The following is a 19,772-nucleotide window of genomic DNA, read 5'->3' on the forward strand; positions in this document are numbered from 1 at the left end:
CCTTCTTAAATTGTAAAATTTTTTGAAAAATTTTATTTTTCCGTTTTCCTCTTCTGTTTCATTTGAACTATACTCGTTTTTTGATACAAAAAAACACTCATGAAATTATTTCACGAGTGCGATGATTTCTATTTCTACCAAAGCATCCTTAGGCAGCCTTGCTACCTCTACACAGGAACGAGCTGGTTTATGTGTATGAAAATACTCTCCGTATACTTCATTAATTGTTCCAAAATCATTCATATCTTTTATGAACACCGTTGCTTTTACTACTGTTTCTAAAGAAGCACCTGCTTCTGACAAGACAGCTTGAAGGTTACGAAACACTTGGTGCGTTTGCTCAGCTACATCGCCTTCAATCATTGTTCCTTCTGAAGTCAAAGGAATTTGTCCAGAGCTATAAAATAGATTATTGACAATCATACCTTGTGAATATGGTCCAATGGCGGCTGGTGCCTCATTAGTAGATACTACTCTCATACTAAATGCCTCCCTTATGATAGGAAAGTTAGATTCGATTGAAAATAATTCCCCTCTGTTAATGAAATTTGCTTCGTTTTTTCATTTACATCTGATAATTTTAACAATGAAACATAATCGTCAACTAATCGTTCATCAACACTATTTGATTCAACTAATACTCCAATTCCTGACAAGGTGGCTGAGAACTCCTCTAATAGGTTCTTCATACCATTAATGGTTCCTCCGGCTTTCATAAAGTCATCAACAACCAAGACCTTTGAGCCTTCTTTCAAGCTTCTCTTAGAAAGCACCATGGATTGAATTCTCTTTGATGAACCTGAAACATAGTTAATGCTAACGGTAGACCCTTCTGTCACCCGACTGTCTCTTCTAACAATAACAACCGGAACATTTAAGTATGAGGCAATGGCATTAGCAATTGGAATCCCTTTTGTAGCAACAGTCATAATGACATCTATGTCTTTCTCTGCAAAGGCTGAAGCTAATAGTTTGCCTACTTTTTTCATAAGTTGTGGGTTACCGAGTAAATCCGTCATAAATAAATAACCACCCGGCAACAGTCGATTTGAGTTCTCTAAATGACTATAAAGCTCACGAATCATGTCTTTTGCTTCATGACTGTTAACCTTTGGGATATATTTGACGCCTCCTGCTGCACCTGGAACCGTTTGAACCGTTCCGACTCCTCGTCCTTCAAATGTTTCTTTCACTATTGTTAGGTCTTCACTGATGGAAGACTTCGCAGAGCCATAGCGATCAGAAAAAAAAGTTAAAGGTACCAGTTGGTGGGGGCGTTCTAATAAGTAATGGGTCATATCAATCAATCGTTCACTACGTTTAAACTTCACCAAACAAACCTCCTAAATCCGAATATTATAAGTAAATATATCATTAATATACGGATTTGAGCAAGAGGTCTTAATCTCCGAGCATTCGGACTGCAAATACTTGATCACAAAATCCTCTTAGCCCGTTATAAATACGATGAAGTCTTGATTCATATTGCACTAATCCATATACTGTTGGACCGCTGCCACTCATTAATACAGCATCTGCACCAAAGCGTTGCATTTGATCTTTAATTTGAGAAACCTCTGGATACATGTCTAGAGTAACGGACTCTAAAACATTTCCAAGGTTCGAACAAATTTCATTGTAATTACGATTCTCAAGGGCGGAAACAACACCTCTTGTATTCGGGTGGGTAATATTGTTTAAATCTAAATTTTTATAAATATCTGCAGTCGATACTCCTATTGTAGGTTTAGCTAAAATAACCCAACAATTTGGAGGTGTAGGTAAATGTTGTATCTTTTCACCTCTACCTGTTGCTAACGCTGTACCACCATAAACGCAAAAAGAAACATCCGATCCGATTTCAGAGCCAAGTTCAGCAAGCTCATCTAAACTTAATCCTAAATCCCATAATCGATTGAGTCCTTTTAATGTAGCAGCTGCATCACTGCTACCGCCTGCTAATCCTGCTGCAACTGGAATCACCTTATCGATCGAGATTGATACACCCTTTTTAATATCCATTCTCTCTTTCAACAACTGTGCAGCTTGATAGGCAAGGTTTCTTCCATCGTCCGGCACAAATCGATTATGCGATAGAATATTGATTCTGTCCTCGGAAAGGTTTGTAAGCTCAATTCTATCTGCTAAATCAATTGTCGTCATAACCATCTCAACTTCATGGTACCCATCTGGTCGTTTATGTAAAACATCAAGTGATAAGTTAATTTTTGCCGGCGCCTTCACTAATAACCTCATATCATCACCTTCTTACCAATACTCTTAATTATCATTATTGTATCATACACTCATTATTGAAAGTGCAAACTTCTAAACATACTCATATAAGTAAGTTATTTTATCACGTAATAAAACGATATGGAAGTTAATTTATAAACAAAAAGCCGCCTTAAAAATCTTTAAGGCGACTCTTCAAATGGTACGTATAAAAGGTGCAAACTTAGACATGAAAAGAAAAGTATTTACCTCTGTTGATTAGAAAGCTGCTGACTGGCACGTTCAATGGCTCTCTTTACCATATTCCCTGCATCCTTGGAAGTAATGCCTCCCCAACCATCTTTCTGAACAACTTCGTAAAATCCTAATTCCTGAGCAAGTTCTGTTTTTAACTGTTCAGACATCATACTTCTTTTACTCATCGTATACCTCCTTTAGATGTACCACATGTTTACTATATGTATTTTCGTACAAAATCTTACGAGGGGGTAAGCACCTCAATTACCAAAGTAAGTAAAGGGAAATTGGGGTACACTTTAGTTATTTAAGGCAAATAAAAAAGCAGCAAACATATTGTCTACTGCTGGCTAAAGATGATACTTCCTGTTGCTTCATCATAAAATGTTAATTGAACTGTCTCAGTGAGAACATCTGCATAGCTGTAAGAAACTCGTTCGAACGCATTCTCTTCTTGATCCAGTTGAACAACGAATACAGAAGGATACGTTTCGGCTAGAACGCCTGAACGTTCAATTGTTTTTCGACGTCCACCGTTTGCTTTAAGCATTAAACGTTTCCCTAGATTAGAATCAAGGGATCTTTTAATGTCGGCTAATGTTTTTGGCATTTCGCTTCCACCTCACTGTAGAGAATTATAACACAATATGTAATTTTAGTCAAATAAATTTATTATTTTAACAAGAAAAATGAATACATGTCAATATATTTTATTCAACAAAAAATACGTTTTTTCTACAACCCTACTTTTCCCCAATCATTGAAAAATTATGTAAGTTTGTTCACAATAGCGTACACTTAAGGTTTTGAAGTGAATTTTCAAGGGTCATTCTATACTTATATGAAGGACTGTCGGGATATATTCATTTTAAATTTTGATACTTTAGGATTATGTCCAGTTTTCTGTTTTTATAATTTATCCATGTTGAAAACACGAAAAAAACCTTACACTTTTTAAAAAATTTGCAAGGTTTTCATTGTTCATGTCGAATATTCCCTATTCTTCTTCGACTATTTTATAAGGCATCCCAGTCCGTAGCACTCCTTTTGTTTCTAACCCACCAAGCCCTTTGTCTCCAGTTATAGTATTACGAATGACATCCCACACATTCACAGAATCTTTAAATGCTGTAAAACTAACCTTGGCTACTATATACACCGGATCTAAAGCATGAATATTAACCCTTGATGGTGAACTGGCAAAATTAGCACCCGAGTGAATAAGGGATTCAAAATGGGACTGACAGGCTCCCGCAAAGATCACAAGTTGATCTAAATGAGGCACTTTCTTTCTTGCCTCCCTAACTGCCTGCACAAAATATTTTGTGTGTCGATAGGCATTTATATCAGACTTTTTTCCTTTTGCCTTTGAATAGGCATCATGACCTGTAATAACAATTATATTAGGTCTGTATTTATCAATAAGTCCCCCGATTTGTTCAGGCATTTCTTTTTCATTACAATGAATACCTTTTACAGGGACACCAATTTTCTCATATAAATCTAAACATTTTCTTAAATAGCTGGGATCTCCATCAAGATGAAGAACTTTCCCCGGAATCTGGAAATAGTTAAACTCGTCACGATAAGCATTTGTTACCTTGTATTCTTGCTTATGTTTAAGTAGTTCTATATCCTGCCTAAAGAGATCAAGAGACTGCTTTTCTTTTGAGCGAAACTCTTGGTTAATATAATCCTGCTCTCTAGGATCCATTTTCTTCAAATCCTGAAAAGGAGCATCCGCTATTAATCGAAAATCCTCACCATACAGTATCGCCGTTTTTTGACCATCAATCATTCGGATATCAATTACCCTAAACAAGATATCACACTGATATGATAGACGACCTACCACGTCATTGATTTCGATATTCACATCAGTCACTCCCATGGACTAAACATTCGTAATAAGGGGAAAAAGAAAAAAGCAAATAAGCTGAGTCTAGAGTCGACCAACGAAAAGACCCTAATAACCATCCTTCTCAACAACATTCCTTTCATCAATTACGTTACTATACCCTGTGATAACCTATGCATCCTTGATTGAATAGGTGTCTAGAAAAGCGGAACCGACTGATTTGGCCCGACAAGCATAAGTTCAAGGGGCCTCAGAAGGCGCTCTATGCCTTCTAGGTCCATTTATCTTATAATTAGGTGATCTACACAGTCTCAGTACCCCTTAAGGGAAATACTGCACCTCTCTACTGCAATCAACCACACATTTCTTGTTGTTAAATAGCCAAAAGGTTTCAAATAAAACCATAAAAAAATGACTATGCGCTTCATACGCATAGTCATTTTTTTATGTTCTTATGATTTAAAGTTTGGGTACAGCTCATCACTAAGTTTTCCAAACTCTTGTATAGATAGAGTCTCTCCGCGTCTAGTAGGGTCTATCTCGGCTTTAGACAATGCCTCGATAATAAGTTCCTTTTTCTCTTTTCCTTGTGGCAGCTGGCTTGTAAGGTTGTTTAAAATGGTTTTTCTTCTTTGAGCAAAGGAAGAGCGAGTAACGGTAAAGAAAAAATCTTCATTTATGACGTCAACTGGGGGCTTCTCCCTCTTTGTTAAACGGATCACTGCTGAGTCTACATTCGGTTGAGGCATGAATACCGTTTTCGGTACGGTCATCACCATTTCTGCTTCAGTATAATATTGAATGGCGATCGATAGTGAACCATACTCCTTTTTCCCAGGTTTAGCAGAGATTCGGTCTCCAACCTCTTTCTGAAGCATGACACATATCCCTCGAATCGGAAGACGTTCCATTAGAAGCTTTAAAATAATAGGAGTAGTAACATAATATGGAAGATTCGCTACAACCATAATATCTTCATACCCTGCAAGCTCCTTGTTAATAATCTCCTCTACATCCGCCTCTAATATATCCTCATTAATGATTTTTACATTATCATAAGGAGATAAAGTATCATCTAGAATAGGAATAAGTCTTTGGTCAATCTCAAAAGCCACTACCTTTCCAGAAGTACGAGCCAAATGCTCTGTTAAGGCTCCAATTCCCGGACCTATTTCAATCGCAGCAGTTTCTTTCGTTAATCCTGCATGCTCTGTGATATTTCGCAGGATGTTCGGATCAATCAAAAAGTTTTGACCAAGACTCTTCTTAAAAGAAAATCCGTACTTCCCTAAAATCTCTTTTGTTCGTATAGGGGTTGCTATATCTTTATGCATTTTCTTCCTCCTGAATAATTTCCATTAGGGCATATTTAAATTCATCTTTTTGAATGCTAAACATCATTAGTCTCTTATGAAGCTGTTTTCCATTAGTGTATCCGATTCTAAGCTTCTCTCCAAGAGCTATTCTTCTCTCCTTAGCCTTTGGATGCCCAATTAAACCTGCATCGATGAGATCATCCTTCGTGATTATTTCTACTTGTTCATCTTCAATGACATGGGCTTCACGTAATGCATCACGTATTGCGCCTGGAGAAGCGTGTTCAACCCCTATCCCTCTACCTGACTTAGGGAGGGCATCTCTTTTATGAACAAAGGCATGCTTACACCCAGGAACAGACTCGCTTACTATTTTTCGAATTCTTTCTCCTGGATAGTCTGGATCTGTAAAGATTATGACGCCTCTTTTTTCTTGTGCGTGTTTTATTCTTTCTAGTGTCACTGGGGATACAGCTGAACCATTCGTCTCGATTGTATCGGCATTGACCGCCCTTTGAATGGCAACAGTGTCATCCTTCCCTTCCACTACGATAATTTCTTTTATTTTCATAATTCCTCCAAGAAACTTGAAACATTTTATTGTTTATTTTCGTCTAATAAGTAACAGTCTCACACATATAGTATAACGGTTTTCTCCAGTAATTAAAAAAAAGCAGGATAACTCCCTGCTCTTAATTCAATATCTTTATTTTAATGGTTTTTCTGCCCCAACGATAGGCATCTGACTTAGTTGGGAAGAATACATCAATTTTATTTCCTTTAATAGCTCCCCCAGTATCTGCCGCTACTGCATATCCATATCCTTCTACATACACCTTTGTACCTAGCGGGATAACGGACGGGTCCACTGCGATAACCTTCAAGTTCGGGTTAGCTTTTAAATTTAAACCTGTTGCTGTATACCCGGAGCAGCCATTACAAAATGCAGTGTAAGCCGTAGAGCTAACATAGAACTCTCTGCCTCCACTTGGCGCTGCTGAGACTGAAGATGAAGCAGATGAAGAACTTCCACGTGATACTTGCGCCACTAAAACCTTCGTTCCTACATTTACAATTTTATTTTGGCTTTCTTTTACTGTTTTTTCACTAATTAATTTTCTGGATACTTCCTTACCGTTTTCTTTCACAACTTCATATTTCTTTTCGACTAAACCTTTTTTACCCTCTTGGACTACTTTTTCTTTCCCTTTGGATAGTTTTGAGTCTTTTTGTGAAACGACGGTATAATCTGTTGTCTCTTCCACTACATCGGTGACTTTTTCAACTCGAACGACATTTACGACATCATTAGCTTTCACTACTTTGTCTAAACTTGGTTCAACACGGTCAGTATTCTTTAGTGTAATTCCTTGTTGCTTTAAAAAGTCAGCGACCGTAGTCGAAGTAGACCATACCTTTTTCTGTTTCCCACCATCTACTAGTTTAAGTGGAAATGCGGTATTAATCGTAATCTTCATATTCCCAGTAATCTTGTTCGATAGGGCGGGTTGCACCTTATCATGTTCCCCTAATTCCACTTCTGTTTCAGAAAGTAGTTCTCCGACAGTATCAGCAGTCGTCCAAACCTTTTTCTTCTGATCTCCTACTAATACTTCTACCTGTTTTGCCGGTTCCCAAACAATTTTCATATTATTTGAGACCTTCGTTGTACCCGAGGGATACAAATAGTCTTCTGAGCGGGTTGAAATCTCTAATTCTTTTAATATATCTTGAATTGTTTCTGCTTTTGTTCTAATCTCTTTTTGCTCGCCGTCGATAGTCAATGCTACAGTGTTTCTAGATCCTTCATAAAAAAGAATTCCAAATGCAACTGCAGATGTTACTAATATTCCAATCGTAACAATCCATTTCCTTCGACTCAAAGACTTGGAAAACAGGCTTTTCATGTTTTTAGGCTTCATGAAAAACGCCTCCTTTTCTCGGAGTGATTATAAAGAGTATTCCAGCGACTGTCAACCCTTACTTCTTTTTTCTTAATCTAGCAAAATATTGAAAACCAGGGAACATAAAACATATTATGCATAAAAACAAAGAAAAAGGAAAGGGAGAGTTATCGACATGGTTATCCTATGAAAGCAGAAAGTCATGTAGAACTTTTTGTTTTCATAAAAAAATCGGACAAGCTCTCTCAATTCTCGACAAAATCCCTTATCAGTTTATGTTGAATAATTTTTTTGCATTATCTGTTGTAATTTTTCCAACCTCTTCAATAGTCATTTCTTTTAGGTCTGCAATTTGTTCAGCTACTAATTTGACGTAAGCTGGCTCATTTCTTTTCCCTCTATTAGGATGAGGTGCTAGATAAGGACAATCCGTTTCAATTAATAGCTTCTCAATGGGAATGTCTTTAGCTACCTCTTTTGGTTTTACGGCATTTTTAAATGTTACTGGGCCCCCAAGGGAGATATAAAAATTCATTTCTACACATTCCTGAGCAATTTCAGAACTTCCGCTAAAGCAATGCATAATTCCCCCAACTTCTTCTGCTCCTTCTTCTCTAAGAATATCAACGATATCTTGAGTAGCTTCACGATTATGAATAATAATAGGGAGTTTAACTTTTTTTGCTAGATGAATTTGCTTTTTAAATACTTCTTTTTGAACTTCTTTTGGAGACTTATCCCAATGATAATCTAGTCCCATTTCTCCTAGTGCTACCACTTTAGGGTGAGAAGCGAGCTCTTCTATCCAGATTAAATCTTCGTCTGTCATATCGATTGCATCCACTGGGTGCCAACCTACACTCGCATATAAAAACTCATATTGTTCAACAAGCTCCATTGCCCTGGTAATGGTAGGTCGATCGAAACCAACTACAACCATGTTTTCAACTCCAGCTTCTTTTGCTCTTGACATAACCTCCTCTAAGTCCTCATTAAATTGTTCAGCATTTAAATGAACGTGTGTATCGAATAACATTTATGACACTCCTTGTAATCGAGATTAGTTTATTATAAAAGTGGATGACAAGCATCACAGTAGCATGACATTTACATTACAAATTTTGGATACAAAGGAGAAATTTAATCTGTCCATTTAGTAAGGACTTGTCCAACTCTCTCCTCTATCATTATGTTCAATCTTTATTTATTGTATAGACTTCTGGCTGAATTCGAAAATATTTTGTTTCTCTCATTTATATTTGTTATATATAAATAATATAAACACTTATTGAAACTCTACGAAACGAAAATATTACTATCTTAGAATAACAAACCAAAAAAAAGGATGTTCCACGTGGAACATCCTTTTTTTACGATTTCTATTTAATTTTCGTTCCGTTTGGTAATGTTTGATCAATGGTTGCAAGAGAAAGTGTTCCATTTTCTTCTCCTGCCAGAACCATTCCTTGTGATAATTCACCACGTAACTTTACTGGCTTTAAGTTCGTCACACAAATTACTTTCTTTCCAACTAACTCTTCTGGCTTATAAAATTTTGCAATTCCAGAAACAACCTGTCTCTTTTCTGTTCCTAAATCTAATTGTAATTTCAGTAGTTTATCTGCTTTTTTAACAGGAGCTGCTTCTATAACCTCTGCCACTCGAAGCTCTACTTTCATAAAATCATCGAAGGTTATTTCTTCAGATTCATCAGCAACTGGTGTTTCTTTATTTTCAACAGGTGCAGGAGCAGATCCTTGCATCTTTTCTTTAATAAAATCAACTTCTTCTTTAAGATCTAAACGAGGGAAGATAGGTTCTCCCTTTTTCACCACTTCTGTCCCTGCTGGAATCATTCCAAATGACTCTAAGCTTTCCCATGTTCGAAGCTTTTCATCATGAAGGTTTAATTGCTCGAAAATCTGTTGAGGTGTTCTTGTTAAGAACGGCTGTAAAAGAACCGCTACTCTTCTTAAGGATTCTGCTAAGTGACTCATGACGCTTCCTAGAGCATCCTTCTTGTCTTCCTCTTTTGCAAGAGCCCAAGGCTGAGTTTCATCGATGTACTTATTTGTACGGCTAATGAACTGCCACAAGCTTGATAGTGCAACGGAGAACTCCATGTTTTCCATCGCTTCTTCATATTTCTTAACGGTTTCTTTATTTATATCTAAAAGACTTTGATCAAACTCTCCATTTGAATCAACATATGCTGGAATGACACCATCAAAATACTTATTAATCATGGCAACAGTTCTATTAAGTAAGTTCCCGAGGTCGTTTGCAAGGTCAAAATTAATTCTCTCTACAAAGCCTTCAGGGGTAAATACTCCATCAGAACCAAAAGGTACTTCTCTCAATAAATAGTAACGAAGAGAATCAAGTCCATAACGATCAATAAGTGTTACGGGGTCCACGACATTTCCTTTAGACTTAGACATTTTTCCGTCCTTCATTAACAGCCAACCGTGTGCAAATACTTTTTTAGGTAGAGGAAGGTCTAACGCCATTAACATAATTGGCCAATAAATCGTATGGAAACGTACAATTTCTTTTCCTACTAAATGAACATCAGCTGGCCAATACTTTAAATAGTCCGTATCATTTTCACTACCGTACCCTAAGGCAGTAATGTAATTCGATAAAGCGTCTATCCACACATAGATAACGTGTTTCGGATCTCCTGGTACCTTCACTCCCCAATCAAAGGTCGTTCTTGATACAGCTAAATCCTCTAATCCTGGTTTAATAAAATTATTTATCATTTCATTTTTACGTGATTCTGGTTGAATAAACCCTGGGTTTTCTTCGTAAAAAGCAAGAAGTCTATCGGCATACTTGCTCATTTTAAAGAAATAGGATTCTTCTTTTACTTTTTCTACTGGTCTTCCGCAATCTGGACAATTACCATTTTCTAATTGTCGTTCAGTAAAGAAAGATTCACAAGGAGTACAATACCAACCTTCATACTGATCTAAATATATATCTCCTTGATCTACAAGCTGTTTGAAAATTTTTCCGACAATCTCTTTATGACGAGTTTCAGTGGTACGGATAAAATCATTGTAAGAAATATCTAAATTCCCCCATAAATCTTTAATACCACTAACAATCTCATCTACATATTGTTGAGGTGTGACACCTTTTTCCTCAGCTTTTCGTTGGATTTTTTGTCCATGTTCATCTGTTCCTGTAAGGTACATAACATCGTAACCACGCATTCTTTTGTACCTTGCCATAGCGTCTCCTGCAACCGTTGTATATGCATGACCAATATGTAAATTCCCACTTGGGTAATAAATTGGTGTTGTAATATAGAAGGTTTTCAATTTTTCTTCCACGTTCAATTCCTCCTCAATTTTTCATTCATTGCCCCCATAAAAAAAACGAATAAGTCGAATGGTCTATGGTGACTTTTTATTATGTAAATGAGTGATTCGATTAGATATAGCCTTACCTATCATCTTAACCTCTTATCTCATCAAAATATACCTAAAATAAAGTGATTCTGCAACTAAACGACGTAAAATTAGACTTTTGTCGAATATCTCTGTATTTTTTGTCTAAATTTGTCGAACTCGTATAAAAAATAAAGATTATTCGACAATATTAGACACGGATTTCTTTTTATACAATAATATTTAATTGGTAATACAATAATTTACAATATATAATAAACCTTATTATATCAGTGCTCAGTTATCCATTTTTTCTTAATAATTTACAAATATAATTATTGACGATATTCCAATTCGTTGGTATGATAGTAGCAACAAAAGAAATTTGTCGAATCTTGACGAACTAGAGAGAGAAAATAAATAATATAATTTGGAGGAGTTTTTCAAATGAAATCTACAGGTATTGTAAGAAAAGTTGATGAATTAGGTCGTGTCGTTATTCCTATCGAATTACGTCGTACATTAGGTATCGCTGAGAAGGATGCTTTAGAAATCTATGTAGACGATGAAAGAATCATCTTAAAGAAATATAAGCCAAGCATGACTTGCCAAATCACAGGTGAAGTTTCTGATGATAACATCAAACTTGCTGATGGTAAATTAATTCTAAGCCGTGAAGGTGCAGATCAACTATTAAAAGAAATTCAACAATCATTAGAAACTAAATAATAATTAATATATAAGGACTGAGTCTAGTAGACTCAGTCCTTTTTTGACGGGATTTCTCTATTCAACGTGGTAGGCTTGGTAGACATCCCTTTTCGGGAGTGATCTTTCTTTAGACACTTCTTTGATTGCATCTTTCGAAGACATATTCTTCTCATCTATATAATGCTGAACATGCTCCTGTAAACTGTAACTTTCCCACCATGTATCCACTTCTTCTATTTCTGAAGGATCTGCTCCTTCTATAAGCAAGCAGAATTCACCTCTTACTTCCCCATCATTAGACCACTCTATTACTTCTTCTATTGTTCCTCTAATGAACTCTTCAAATTTCTTTGTAAGCTCTCGACAAATCACCATTTTTCTATTACCTAAGGCTTGGTGTAATTCCTTTAATGTTTCTTTAAGTCTATGGGGAGATTCATATAGAATGAAAGTATCCTGCAGGGTTCGAAGTGTTTCTAATTCCTCCCGCTTGTCTTTCTTCCCTCTTTGTAAAAAGCCATAGAAATAAAAAGGCTGTGGGGCTAGTCCTGAAGCAATCAGGGCTGTAAGAGCAGCATTTGCGCCAGGTAGAGGTATAACAGCAAGCTCCTTTTCGATGCTTCCTTGTACTAGCTCATATCCAGGATCTGAAATAGAAGGCATCCCTGCATCACTCACTAGAGCAACAGTTTCTCCTTTTTCCATTCGTTCGATTAATTTTGGACCACTTGCTTCTTTATTGTGTTCATGATAACTAATGATTGGTGTATCAATCTCAAAGTAATTGCAAAGTTTTTTCGTGTTTCGTGTATCTTCTGCTGCAATCACATCTGCTTCCTTCATGACTCTGATTGCTCGAAACGTCATATCCTCCAGGTTTCCTATTGGAGTGGGAACTAAATATAAACTGCCTCTTTCACTTTCCTGAAAGCTTTTCTGTTGATTCATAGGAAAGCGCTCACCTCCTAATCTTATTCTTTTCCATAAAGTATTTCATGGACTTCAGTTGTATATTCATGATTTTCATTATACACATATAAAGGAGGAAGGATTTTTAAATCAGGTTTTCCATCCTTCATTCCTTCTATTAAAAGGGTATTTGCTTCTTTTCCTGGTTTTGGATAAACCAGGCGCAACCGTTTCGGTTCAACTCGATGCTTCCTCATTAATGCTAAAATATCCATTAAACGACCAGGACGATGGACAAAGGCGGCTTTCCCTCCTTGTTTAAGGAGATAGCTTGAAGCCTGAATCGTGTCTTCCAGGGAGCATAGGACTTCATGTCGGGCAATCGTATAATGTTCATTCATGTTTTCCATTTTCCCTGGTGCCGATTCAAAATAGGGGGGATTACATGTTACAACATCATAGTGGGAATGATGTAACAATTTATCAATTTCCTTTACATCCCCTTGTTTTATTGATATTTGATTTTCTTTTTTATTATAAAGAATGCTTCGATTTGCCATATCAGCTAATCGTTCTTGTATTTCAATCCCTGTAATCTCCACATTCGTTCGAGCACTCAATAATAATGGGATAATCCCATTTCCTGAACACAGATCAACAATCTTCCCCTTTCGAGCAGGAATATTACTGAAATGAGCTAATAACACAGCATCTAACGAAAATGAAAACACGGATGGACTTTGAATAATCCTCATATCTTCCGCTAATAAATAATCTAATCTTTCATCTTCTTTTAATACGACCATGAGCTTCCTCCGCTTTACACTTTATCATGAAAAAGGACCAACCCCATTCGAACGGATCAGTCCTTTTCAATCTGTATTTTATTCTGAAGCATATATTTATCTCATTACTTCTTATTTAAGAAAGAGAGACAAAATAAACAATCTTCATCCTTACGAGGACTTCCAAAATGTATATTACAGATATGGAATCCTTCCTGGTATAATCGAGCAAGATTATCATAACCTTCTCCAATATCCAGCGTTTTATCTTCTAAGTCTGACTCGCTCGTCATACCCGCATCACTGTTTGGTTGTACCTTTTTTGGTGAGTTCTCTGTGTGTTCCAGTCTTCGGCGCAAATGTTCATTTTCTAGCTTTAGAGAATTATTCTCTTCTAATACTTCAGCTAGGCATTGCTTGAGCTCACCTAATTGATGATATAAATGACCAATTTGTTGTTCCATATTACTGACTGAATCAAAGAACTCTTTTTTATCCACGACACTACACCCCGTTACTCTGTGGCTTGGAATGATACGGCACCTTCGTTCATAATTTCATCTAACGTGAATTCCAGTACTCGTTCTTCTGACTTTATTTCTACTTGAAGAACTCTTTCTAGAATGTTAAGACCTACCACTTTACCTTTTCCATGAGGTGTTTTAATCACTTCTCCAATATCAGGCAGTTCTTCTTTTGCTGCTTCATACTCGTCATTCTCGTATTTAAGGCAGCACATTAAGCGACCACATAAACCTGAAATTTTCGTTGGATTAAGGGATAAATTTTGATCCTTCGCCATCTTAATCGATACTGGCTCAAAATCTCCTAAAAAGGTAGAACAACATAACATGCGGCCACAAGGACCTATACCACCCAGCATTTTTGCTTCGTCTCGAACGCCAATCTGACGAAGTTCAATGCGTGTACGGAAAATCGAAGCTAAATCTTTCACTAGCTCTCGGAAATCAACTCGTCCATCAGCGGTAAAATAGAATATGACTTTATTACGATCAAATGTATACTCTACATCTACCAATTTCATATCTAATTGATGCTGATTAATTTTATCACAACATACATTGTAGGCTTCAGTAGCAGATGATTTATTTTCTTCTACGATTAAACGATCTTTTTGATCAGCGATACGAATCACTTTTTTCAAAGGAAGCACTACATCATTTTCTCCAACTTGCTTTCTTTCTACGACTACTTTTCCAAATTCAACCCCACGGACAGTTTCAACGATTACATAGCTATCCTTTTGAATGTCCAATTCACCCGGGTCAAAATAATAGATTTTTCCCGCTTTTTTAAAGCGTACTCCTACAACATCGTACAAAGGACCATCACCCCTGCAGTTTTAGCATAAGCTGTTCTACTAGCAGCTGCGAATTCATATTAGCGTTCAATTTTCGTTTTGCTTCAAGTATTGCCGTCATATTAGTAGAAATACGGTTTGTAGATACTTGAAGGGCGTTTGATTTCCAGTTTTCCTTTTGGTCCGGGTACACGAGCTGTTCTTCTTTTCCTAACTGGATATGAAGTAAGTCTTTATATATCAGAAGTAAAAGATCTAATGCTCGATCAACTTGATCTTTTTCTTTGAAGTGCTGTACAAAATCCTCTTGAATTTTCACCATTGCTTGGAAGGGACTTTTTTGGAGGACTTCATATAATTTTAACACTATTATTCTTGCTTGTGCAAACCACTCATTTTGACATATTTCAACAGCTTCCTCATAATGGTTCGTTAAGTTTGCTGCCAATGTCGCCAAATGAGGTGGAATACCTTCTTCCAATAATTGTTTCGTTAGTTGTTCCTTCGGTAACGGTTTAAAGGAAATCGTCTGGCATCTTGAAAGAATCGTTGGAAGGATGCGATGAATATTTTCTGTAATCAGAATAGCTGTCGCATCTGCTAACGGCTCTTCTAAGAACTTGAGCAAGCTATTGGCAGCATTTGCTGTCATTTTATCTCCATGAACAATAATGTAGATTTTCTTCTTAGATTCTACACCTGTTTTAGAAAACTCCTCTTGAAGTTTTTTTATCTGTTCTTTTTTAATGGAGAGCCCATCTGGTTCAATAAGATGAAGATCGGGATGATTCCCATTATTTACTCTTCGGCAGTTTGAACAATCTTCACACGCTTTCCCATCCACAGGTTTTTCACATAGCAATGCTTTCGCGAACAGAATGCTCATTTCTTTCTTACGTGTCCCTTTCTCACCTTCAAATAAATAGGCATGGGCAACACGATTCTTTTGGATGCTATTAAGAAGCATCTGAAGGACGATGGGCTGAAATGGTTGTATCTCTTCAAACTTCATATCGAAACATCACTCTCTTACATATAAAGATTAATAAGTAATCCTTTGATTTCTCCTATTTTACCTAATACATTAATAGAATTTTTCTCTTTATTTAAAACTTCTTCCGTTAATTCTACAAGCTGCTGGTCTATCGTTTCTACAATATTGAGTTTCCGACCTTCCCCATACTGATTCCACGTATGAGATTGTTTCAGGTCCATTCCAAAATCAACTGCTTCTTTTACAAATTTTTTGACCAACGTTTTATATTTGGCTAGATCTTTAAATGTTCTTGATTTAGCTAAACGATTTCCCGCATCCTCGATTGTAACGAGAATCTTGTTTAATTGCTCCATCTGCATTTTCTGATCATGTTTTTGAACAAGTTGGCCAAACTTAACTTGACCCATACCATTAGACTTAAGTCCACTTTGAGGTTTATCTAAGGACACCCTTTGGTCTTGGTTAATTTTCATGGCTTACTCCCTCACTTGTTATAATTAGAACTGATGAAATTGCTCAACTGGAAGAACAAATACCGTTGCGCCTCCTACTTCTACCTCCACTGGGTAAGGAACATAAGAGTCTGCATTTCCTCCCATTGGAGAAACAGGGGCAACCATTTGGTCACGGGACTGACAATTGTCTTTAATAACCTGTAATGCTTTATCAACACGAATATCATCTGTACCGATAATAAATGTCGTATTCCCAGATTTCAAAAATCCACCTGTACTTGCTAACTTTGTCGAACGAAAATTATGATCCATCAAAGCATTAGACAAACGATTGCTATCTTTATCTTGAACTACTGCCATAATTAACTTCATTTTGTTTACTCCTCCGTTTTAACACCATATACTTCCTTCTATTATATCAATAAACCCATCCTACTTATATGTTTCATAAAAAAAAGAGGCGAACTTCTTTTACAACCTTTGCACATGAAGTCACCTCTCCTTTATCCTTATGTTAAAAATGCTTTTACAACCTGATATGCTGATGAAAATACTTCCTCTTTGCTCTGGCTGGCATCAATCTTTCTGATTCGATCCGGGTATTGCTCAATTAAGGTTTCATATCCCTCACGAACACGCTGATGAAACTCTATTGATTCTAAATCTAACCGATTGACTTCTCTGCCATTATGTTTGGAGATCCGTTTTAAGCCCTCTTCTGGATCAATATCAAAGTACAGTGTGAGATCAGGCATCGTTTCTTGAATGGCAAATTGATTAATATTCATGACATCATCCATCCCGATTCCTCTAGCCTTACCTTGATAAGCTAAAGAGCTGTCAATAAAACGGTCGCATATTACAATTTTCCCCTCCTCAAGAGCAGGAATGACTTTTTCTACCAGATGCTGTCTACGAGCTGCAGCGTATAATAACGCCTCTGTACGCTCATCCATCTCGGTATTCTCTGTATTCAAAATGACTTCTCGAATTTGTTCTGCAATCGAAATTCCTCCAGGCTCTCTGGTTTGAATGATATCAAAGCCATCCTCTACTAATTGTCGATACAACTCGATTAATATAGTAGATTTGCCTGCCCCTTCAGGACCTTCAACTGTAATAAATAATCCTCTTTTCATTTTTACCCTCCAACTATCGATAAACATACACACATTTCTCATCTAGCTCATGATGACCTTGTATATTTGCTTTATTTTCTATTAAATATGTTAACTGCTCAATGGCAGTTTTTGAAATTTTCTCACCAGGTATTAGTAGTGGAATTCCTGGTGGATATGGTGTCACCATTTGGGAAGATATTTCTCCTTCTGACTCTTGTAATGATACCATTTTTTCTTCTTTATTTTCCATCTCTTCAAAGCTTAAGGATAATGCTGTGAAATGGGATATTCGTTCATTTATTCCGGCAAACATTCTATTTGTCACCGGCAGAATCGGCTCATTTTTCAAAGCCAAATTTGTTCGTTGAATGGCTGCTGTATAAGGAAATGAAAGGTGATTCTTCAATAAAGGAAGGATCATTAAAACATAATTCGAATCAGCAAGCTCCGTATAGATACCCTGTGACTCTAATAATTGTTGCAACTCATAACCAGTCCGTCCCTCAAATTGAAGGATGATTTTTAGTGGATCATGGGTTCTTTTTATAATGAGCTGGGGATGAACTTTTTCTAATTCACCTATAAAGTTTTCTATTGTATTAATATTACTTCTGATATCTTCTTGAGTAATTGTCGCCAAATAAGATCTTGCGTAATCAAGTGAAGCCATAATCGGATAAGATGGACTGCTGGATTGCAGCATAGCCAAGTACCCTTTTATTTTCTGCTCATTCACCCGGGAACTGGTGATGTGTAAATAAGATCCCATCGTCATTGCCGGTAACATCTTATGAGCAGAATGAATAACAATATCTGCACCTAAATTGATTGTAGATGTTGGGAATGGTGAACCTATACTAAAGTGAGGACCATGAGCCTCATCTATTATACAAGTAACATCATACTTATGTAATTCTTCTATGATTTGGTTTATGGGATAGGTAAAACCATAATAAGTTGGATACGTTAATATACAGGACTTAGCATAGGGATAAGCTTTTAGTGTTTCTTTCATTGCTTCAAGGCTGACCCCTAATGCTATCCTTCCATCAGCATCCCATTCTGTTTCTATTAAAATAGGAATAGCCCTCGCAAGCTTAATCCCATTCAAAACCGATTTATGACAGTTTCTTTGAACAAGCACGACATCCCCAGGAGAACAAGTAGCCATAATGGCAGCTATATTCCCGACAGTACTTCCATTCACTAGAAAATAACTTTTCAATGTACCATAAAGGTCAGTTAACAAATCTTCAGCCTCTTGAATCGCCTCACGTGGATCATGCAAATCATCTAGTCCGGCTAACTCCGTTAAATCAGACTGAAGAAAATGATTTCTGTCTTTTTCCGGTAACAACAAACCATTTTTATGACCAGGAACATGAAAGGAAATAGGATTACCCTGAAGATGTTTTTCAATCGTTTCAACCAAAGGTTTTTGTCTATGATTTCGTTTCATCTTTTTTATCCTTTCTACTACTCCAACAAAATAAGATATATTACGTATCATAACATAGAAACTGATTGTCGGTCTTTGGCACAATAGATGGGTTGGAAATAGATTTCTAGCTTTCTATTGACCTTTTAAATGACAAAAAAACATAACCAAGCATTCCCACTTGGTTATGAATAAATTTGAGGAGTATTTACTTTTTTCAACCTTTGTATAAATGTCTTATATACCGGATCATTTGTTTCTGTCTGAACCATTTCCTTCTCACATTCCGTGCAGATAAATGATGTGTATAGATGGATTCCAACCGTTTTTTCTATATGACAAACAATACACTGTTCCCCACTAGCCTTGCGCTCTGCATTTAACATAGGCTCCCCACCTCCATACAATCTATTCTGCCTCAAAAACCTAAATTGTATACATAATTTTAAACTTTTCAACTGACAGAATAATCAAGTGTAGTCTATTTTATGTGACAACAGCCTGGTCCGTGTATGTCTTTGTAAAAAAGATTATTTATAGTTTAGTAGGGTTGTTTGTGTTTTGTTTAAGGGTAGTGAGTGAGCTTGGGGAATGGGCGAAACTGTGACGGTTTGGGATTCTCTGAACTACGATAAAAACAATAAAAAATGAGTGACTTTTTATTAGATTATTATTGAATTTTTTGGTTTGATGAGAGGTTTTTGTTTAAAAGTAGTGGGATTGAGTGCTTCTGGATGAGGGTTATGTGAAGGAATGTGCGAGTTTTGATGGGGAATGTGCGAAACCGGGGGTGAAATGTGCGAAATTATGGCAAGAATGTGCGAAAAATCAACGTAAATGTGCGAAACCGAGGCTAGAATGTGCAAAATGGTGAAAAAGTAGTCATTTCAAGGGGCTTGTATTCCCACACTTTGCTCAATTGGGCCAGAAGTTAAACAAATTGAGCCACTTTACTCGAGAATTGGGCCACTTTCACAATTAATTGCGCCAAATTGTGAACAAACACCCAAACCAACAAAAAAAGAGTAACTCCTAAGAGCTACTCTTTCTACTCGCCTGGCGACGTCCTACTCTCACAGGGGGAGAC

General features: G+C 36.7%; 22 protein-coding genes. 1 reads left to right on the top strand and 21 read right to left on the bottom strand.

The features are described from left to right. Positions 1-105: 105 nt before the first annotated feature. The 11 genes from IQI_RS02300 to metG all read right to left on the bottom strand — a co-directional run bounded on the left by IQI_RS02300 (position 106) and on the right by metG (position 10,891). Entirely contained in the window at positions 106-480 is a 375-nt protein-coding gene (locus tag IQI_RS02300) for a RidA family protein (protein WP_064091129.1), read from the bottom strand. Between the two features lie 14 nt (positions 481-494). Continuing rightward, entirely contained in the window at positions 495-1,331 is an 837-nt protein-coding gene (gene purR / locus IQI_RS02305; protein ID WP_064091130.1) for a pur operon repressor, read from the bottom strand. 70 nt (positions 1,332-1,401) lie between these two features. Continuing rightward, positions 1,402-2,256 (bottom strand): 4-(cytidine 5'-diphospho)-2-C-methyl-D-erythritol kinase, encoded by an 855-nt coding sequence (gene ispE, locus IQI_RS02310; RefSeq protein ID WP_064091131.1) that lies wholly within the window; start codon positions 2,254-2,256, stop codon positions 1,402-1,404. 224 nt (positions 2,257-2,480) lie between these two features. Further along, entirely contained in the window at positions 2,481-2,657 is a 177-nt protein-coding gene (locus tag IQI_RS02315) for a small, acid-soluble spore protein, alpha/beta type (RefSeq protein ID WP_064091132.1), read from the bottom strand. Between the two features lie 155 nt (positions 2,658-2,812). Beyond that, the gene (gene veg, locus IQI_RS02320) at positions 2,813-3,082 is read right to left on the bottom strand and encodes a biofilm formation stimulator Veg (RefSeq protein WP_064091133.1); all 270 of its coding nucleotides are present in this window, start codon (positions 3,080-3,082) and stop codon (positions 2,813-2,815) included. A gap of 387 nt (positions 3,083-3,469) precedes the next feature. Further along, entirely contained in the window at positions 3,470-4,363 is an 894-nt protein-coding gene (gene yabG, locus IQI_RS02325) for a sporulation peptidase YabG (protein ID WP_064091134.1), read from the bottom strand. Between the two features lie 419 nt (positions 4,364-4,782). Further along, positions 4,783-5,664 (bottom strand): 16S rRNA (adenine(1518)-N(6)/adenine(1519)-N(6))-dimethyltransferase RsmA, encoded by an 882-nt coding sequence (gene rsmA, locus IQI_RS02330; RefSeq protein WP_064091135.1) that lies wholly within the window; start codon positions 5,662-5,664, stop codon positions 4,783-4,785. Further along, complete coding sequence (gene rnmV / locus IQI_RS02335; protein WP_064091136.1) at positions 5,657-6,217, bottom strand: ribonuclease M5; 561 nt, start codon at positions 6,215-6,217, stop codon at positions 5,657-5,659. Before rnmV ends, rsmA begins: the two co-directional genes overlap by 8 nt. A gap of 121 nt (positions 6,218-6,338) precedes the next feature. Beyond that, on the bottom strand, positions 6,339-7,568 hold the full coding sequence (locus IQI_RS02340) for a G5 and 3D domain-containing protein (RefSeq protein ID WP_082892557.1): 1,230 nt from the start codon (positions 7,566-7,568) through the stop codon (positions 6,339-6,341). Positions 7,569-7,818: 250 nt separating this feature from the next. Further along, positions 7,819-8,586, bottom strand: coding sequence for a TatD family hydrolase (locus IQI_RS02345; RefSeq protein WP_064091137.1), 768 nt, complete (start codon positions 8,584-8,586; stop codon positions 7,819-7,821). A 343-nt stretch (positions 8,587-8,929) separates the two neighbouring features. Continuing rightward, positions 8,930-10,891 (bottom strand): methionine--tRNA ligase, encoded by a 1,962-nt coding sequence (metG, locus tag IQI_RS02350; RefSeq protein WP_064091138.1) that lies wholly within the window; start codon positions 10,889-10,891, stop codon positions 8,930-8,932. A 504-nt stretch (positions 10,892-11,395) separates the two neighbouring features. On the opposite strand from metG, the gene IQI_RS02355 reads away from it, so the two are divergent. Further along, a complete protein-coding gene (locus IQI_RS02355; protein WP_064091139.1) occupies positions 11,396-11,677 on the top strand; it encodes an AbrB/MazE/SpoVT family DNA-binding domain-containing protein in 282 nt (93 codons plus the stop codon). A 57-nt stretch (positions 11,678-11,734) separates the two neighbouring features. Here the strand turns inward: IQI_RS02355 and rsmI are convergent, their stop codons facing one another. The 10 genes from rsmI to IQI_RS02405 all read right to left on the bottom strand — a co-directional run bounded on the left by rsmI (position 11,735) and on the right by IQI_RS02405 (position 19,071). After that, positions 11,735-12,607 carry a 16S rRNA (cytidine(1402)-2'-O)-methyltransferase gene (gene rsmI / locus IQI_RS02360; protein WP_064091140.1) on the bottom strand — a complete coding sequence of 291 codons (873 nt, stop codon included), beginning with the start codon at positions 12,605-12,607 and terminating at the stop codon, positions 11,735-11,737. A gap of 23 nt (positions 12,608-12,630) precedes the next feature. Beyond that, positions 12,631-13,374, bottom strand: a complete 744-nt coding sequence (locus IQI_RS02365; RefSeq protein ID WP_064091141.1) for a tRNA1(Val) (adenine(37)-N6)-methyltransferase — start codon at positions 13,372-13,374, stop codon at positions 12,631-12,633. A 104-nt stretch (positions 13,375-13,478) separates the two neighbouring features. After that, positions 13,479-13,853, bottom strand: a complete 375-nt coding sequence (gene yabA, locus IQI_RS02370; protein ID WP_064091142.1) for a DNA replication initiation control protein YabA — start codon at positions 13,851-13,853, stop codon at positions 13,479-13,481. 14 nt (positions 13,854-13,867) lie between these two features. Continuing rightward, complete coding sequence (locus IQI_RS02375) at positions 13,868-14,695, bottom strand: PSP1 domain-containing protein (RefSeq protein WP_064091143.1); 828 nt, start codon at positions 14,693-14,695, stop codon at positions 13,868-13,870. Between the two features lie 7 nt (positions 14,696-14,702). Beyond that, entirely contained in the window at positions 14,703-15,686 is a 984-nt protein-coding gene (gene holB / locus IQI_RS02380) for a DNA polymerase III subunit delta' (RefSeq protein WP_064091144.1), read from the bottom strand. Positions 15,687-15,703: 17 nt separating this feature from the next. Beyond that, complete coding sequence (locus tag IQI_RS02385; RefSeq protein WP_064091145.1) at positions 15,704-16,144, bottom strand: YaaR family protein; 441 nt, start codon at positions 16,142-16,144, stop codon at positions 15,704-15,706. A gap of 24 nt (positions 16,145-16,168) precedes the next feature. Then, entirely contained in the window at positions 16,169-16,498 is a 330-nt protein-coding gene (locus IQI_RS02390; RefSeq protein ID WP_064091146.1) for a cyclic-di-AMP receptor, read from the bottom strand. 137 nt (positions 16,499-16,635) lie between these two features. Further along, positions 16,636-17,265 (bottom strand): dTMP kinase, encoded by a 630-nt coding sequence (gene tmk, locus IQI_RS02395; protein WP_064091147.1) that lies wholly within the window; start codon positions 17,263-17,265, stop codon positions 16,636-16,638. A gap of 13 nt (positions 17,266-17,278) precedes the next feature. Then, a complete protein-coding gene (locus tag IQI_RS02400) occupies positions 17,279-18,706 on the bottom strand; it encodes an aminotransferase class I/II-fold pyridoxal phosphate-dependent enzyme (RefSeq protein ID WP_064091148.1) in 1,428 nt (475 codons plus the stop codon). A gap of 164 nt (positions 18,707-18,870) precedes the next feature. Beyond that, a complete protein-coding gene (locus IQI_RS02405) occupies positions 18,871-19,071 on the bottom strand; it encodes a sigma factor G inhibitor Gin (protein WP_064091149.1) in 201 nt (66 codons plus the stop codon). Positions 19,072-19,772 lie beyond the last annotated feature (701 nt).

This window comes from Rossellomorea aquimaris TF-12, assembly GCF_001648555.1.
Classification (GTDB): domain Bacteria; phylum Bacillota; class Bacilli; order Bacillales; family Bacillaceae_B; genus Rossellomorea; species Rossellomorea aquimaris.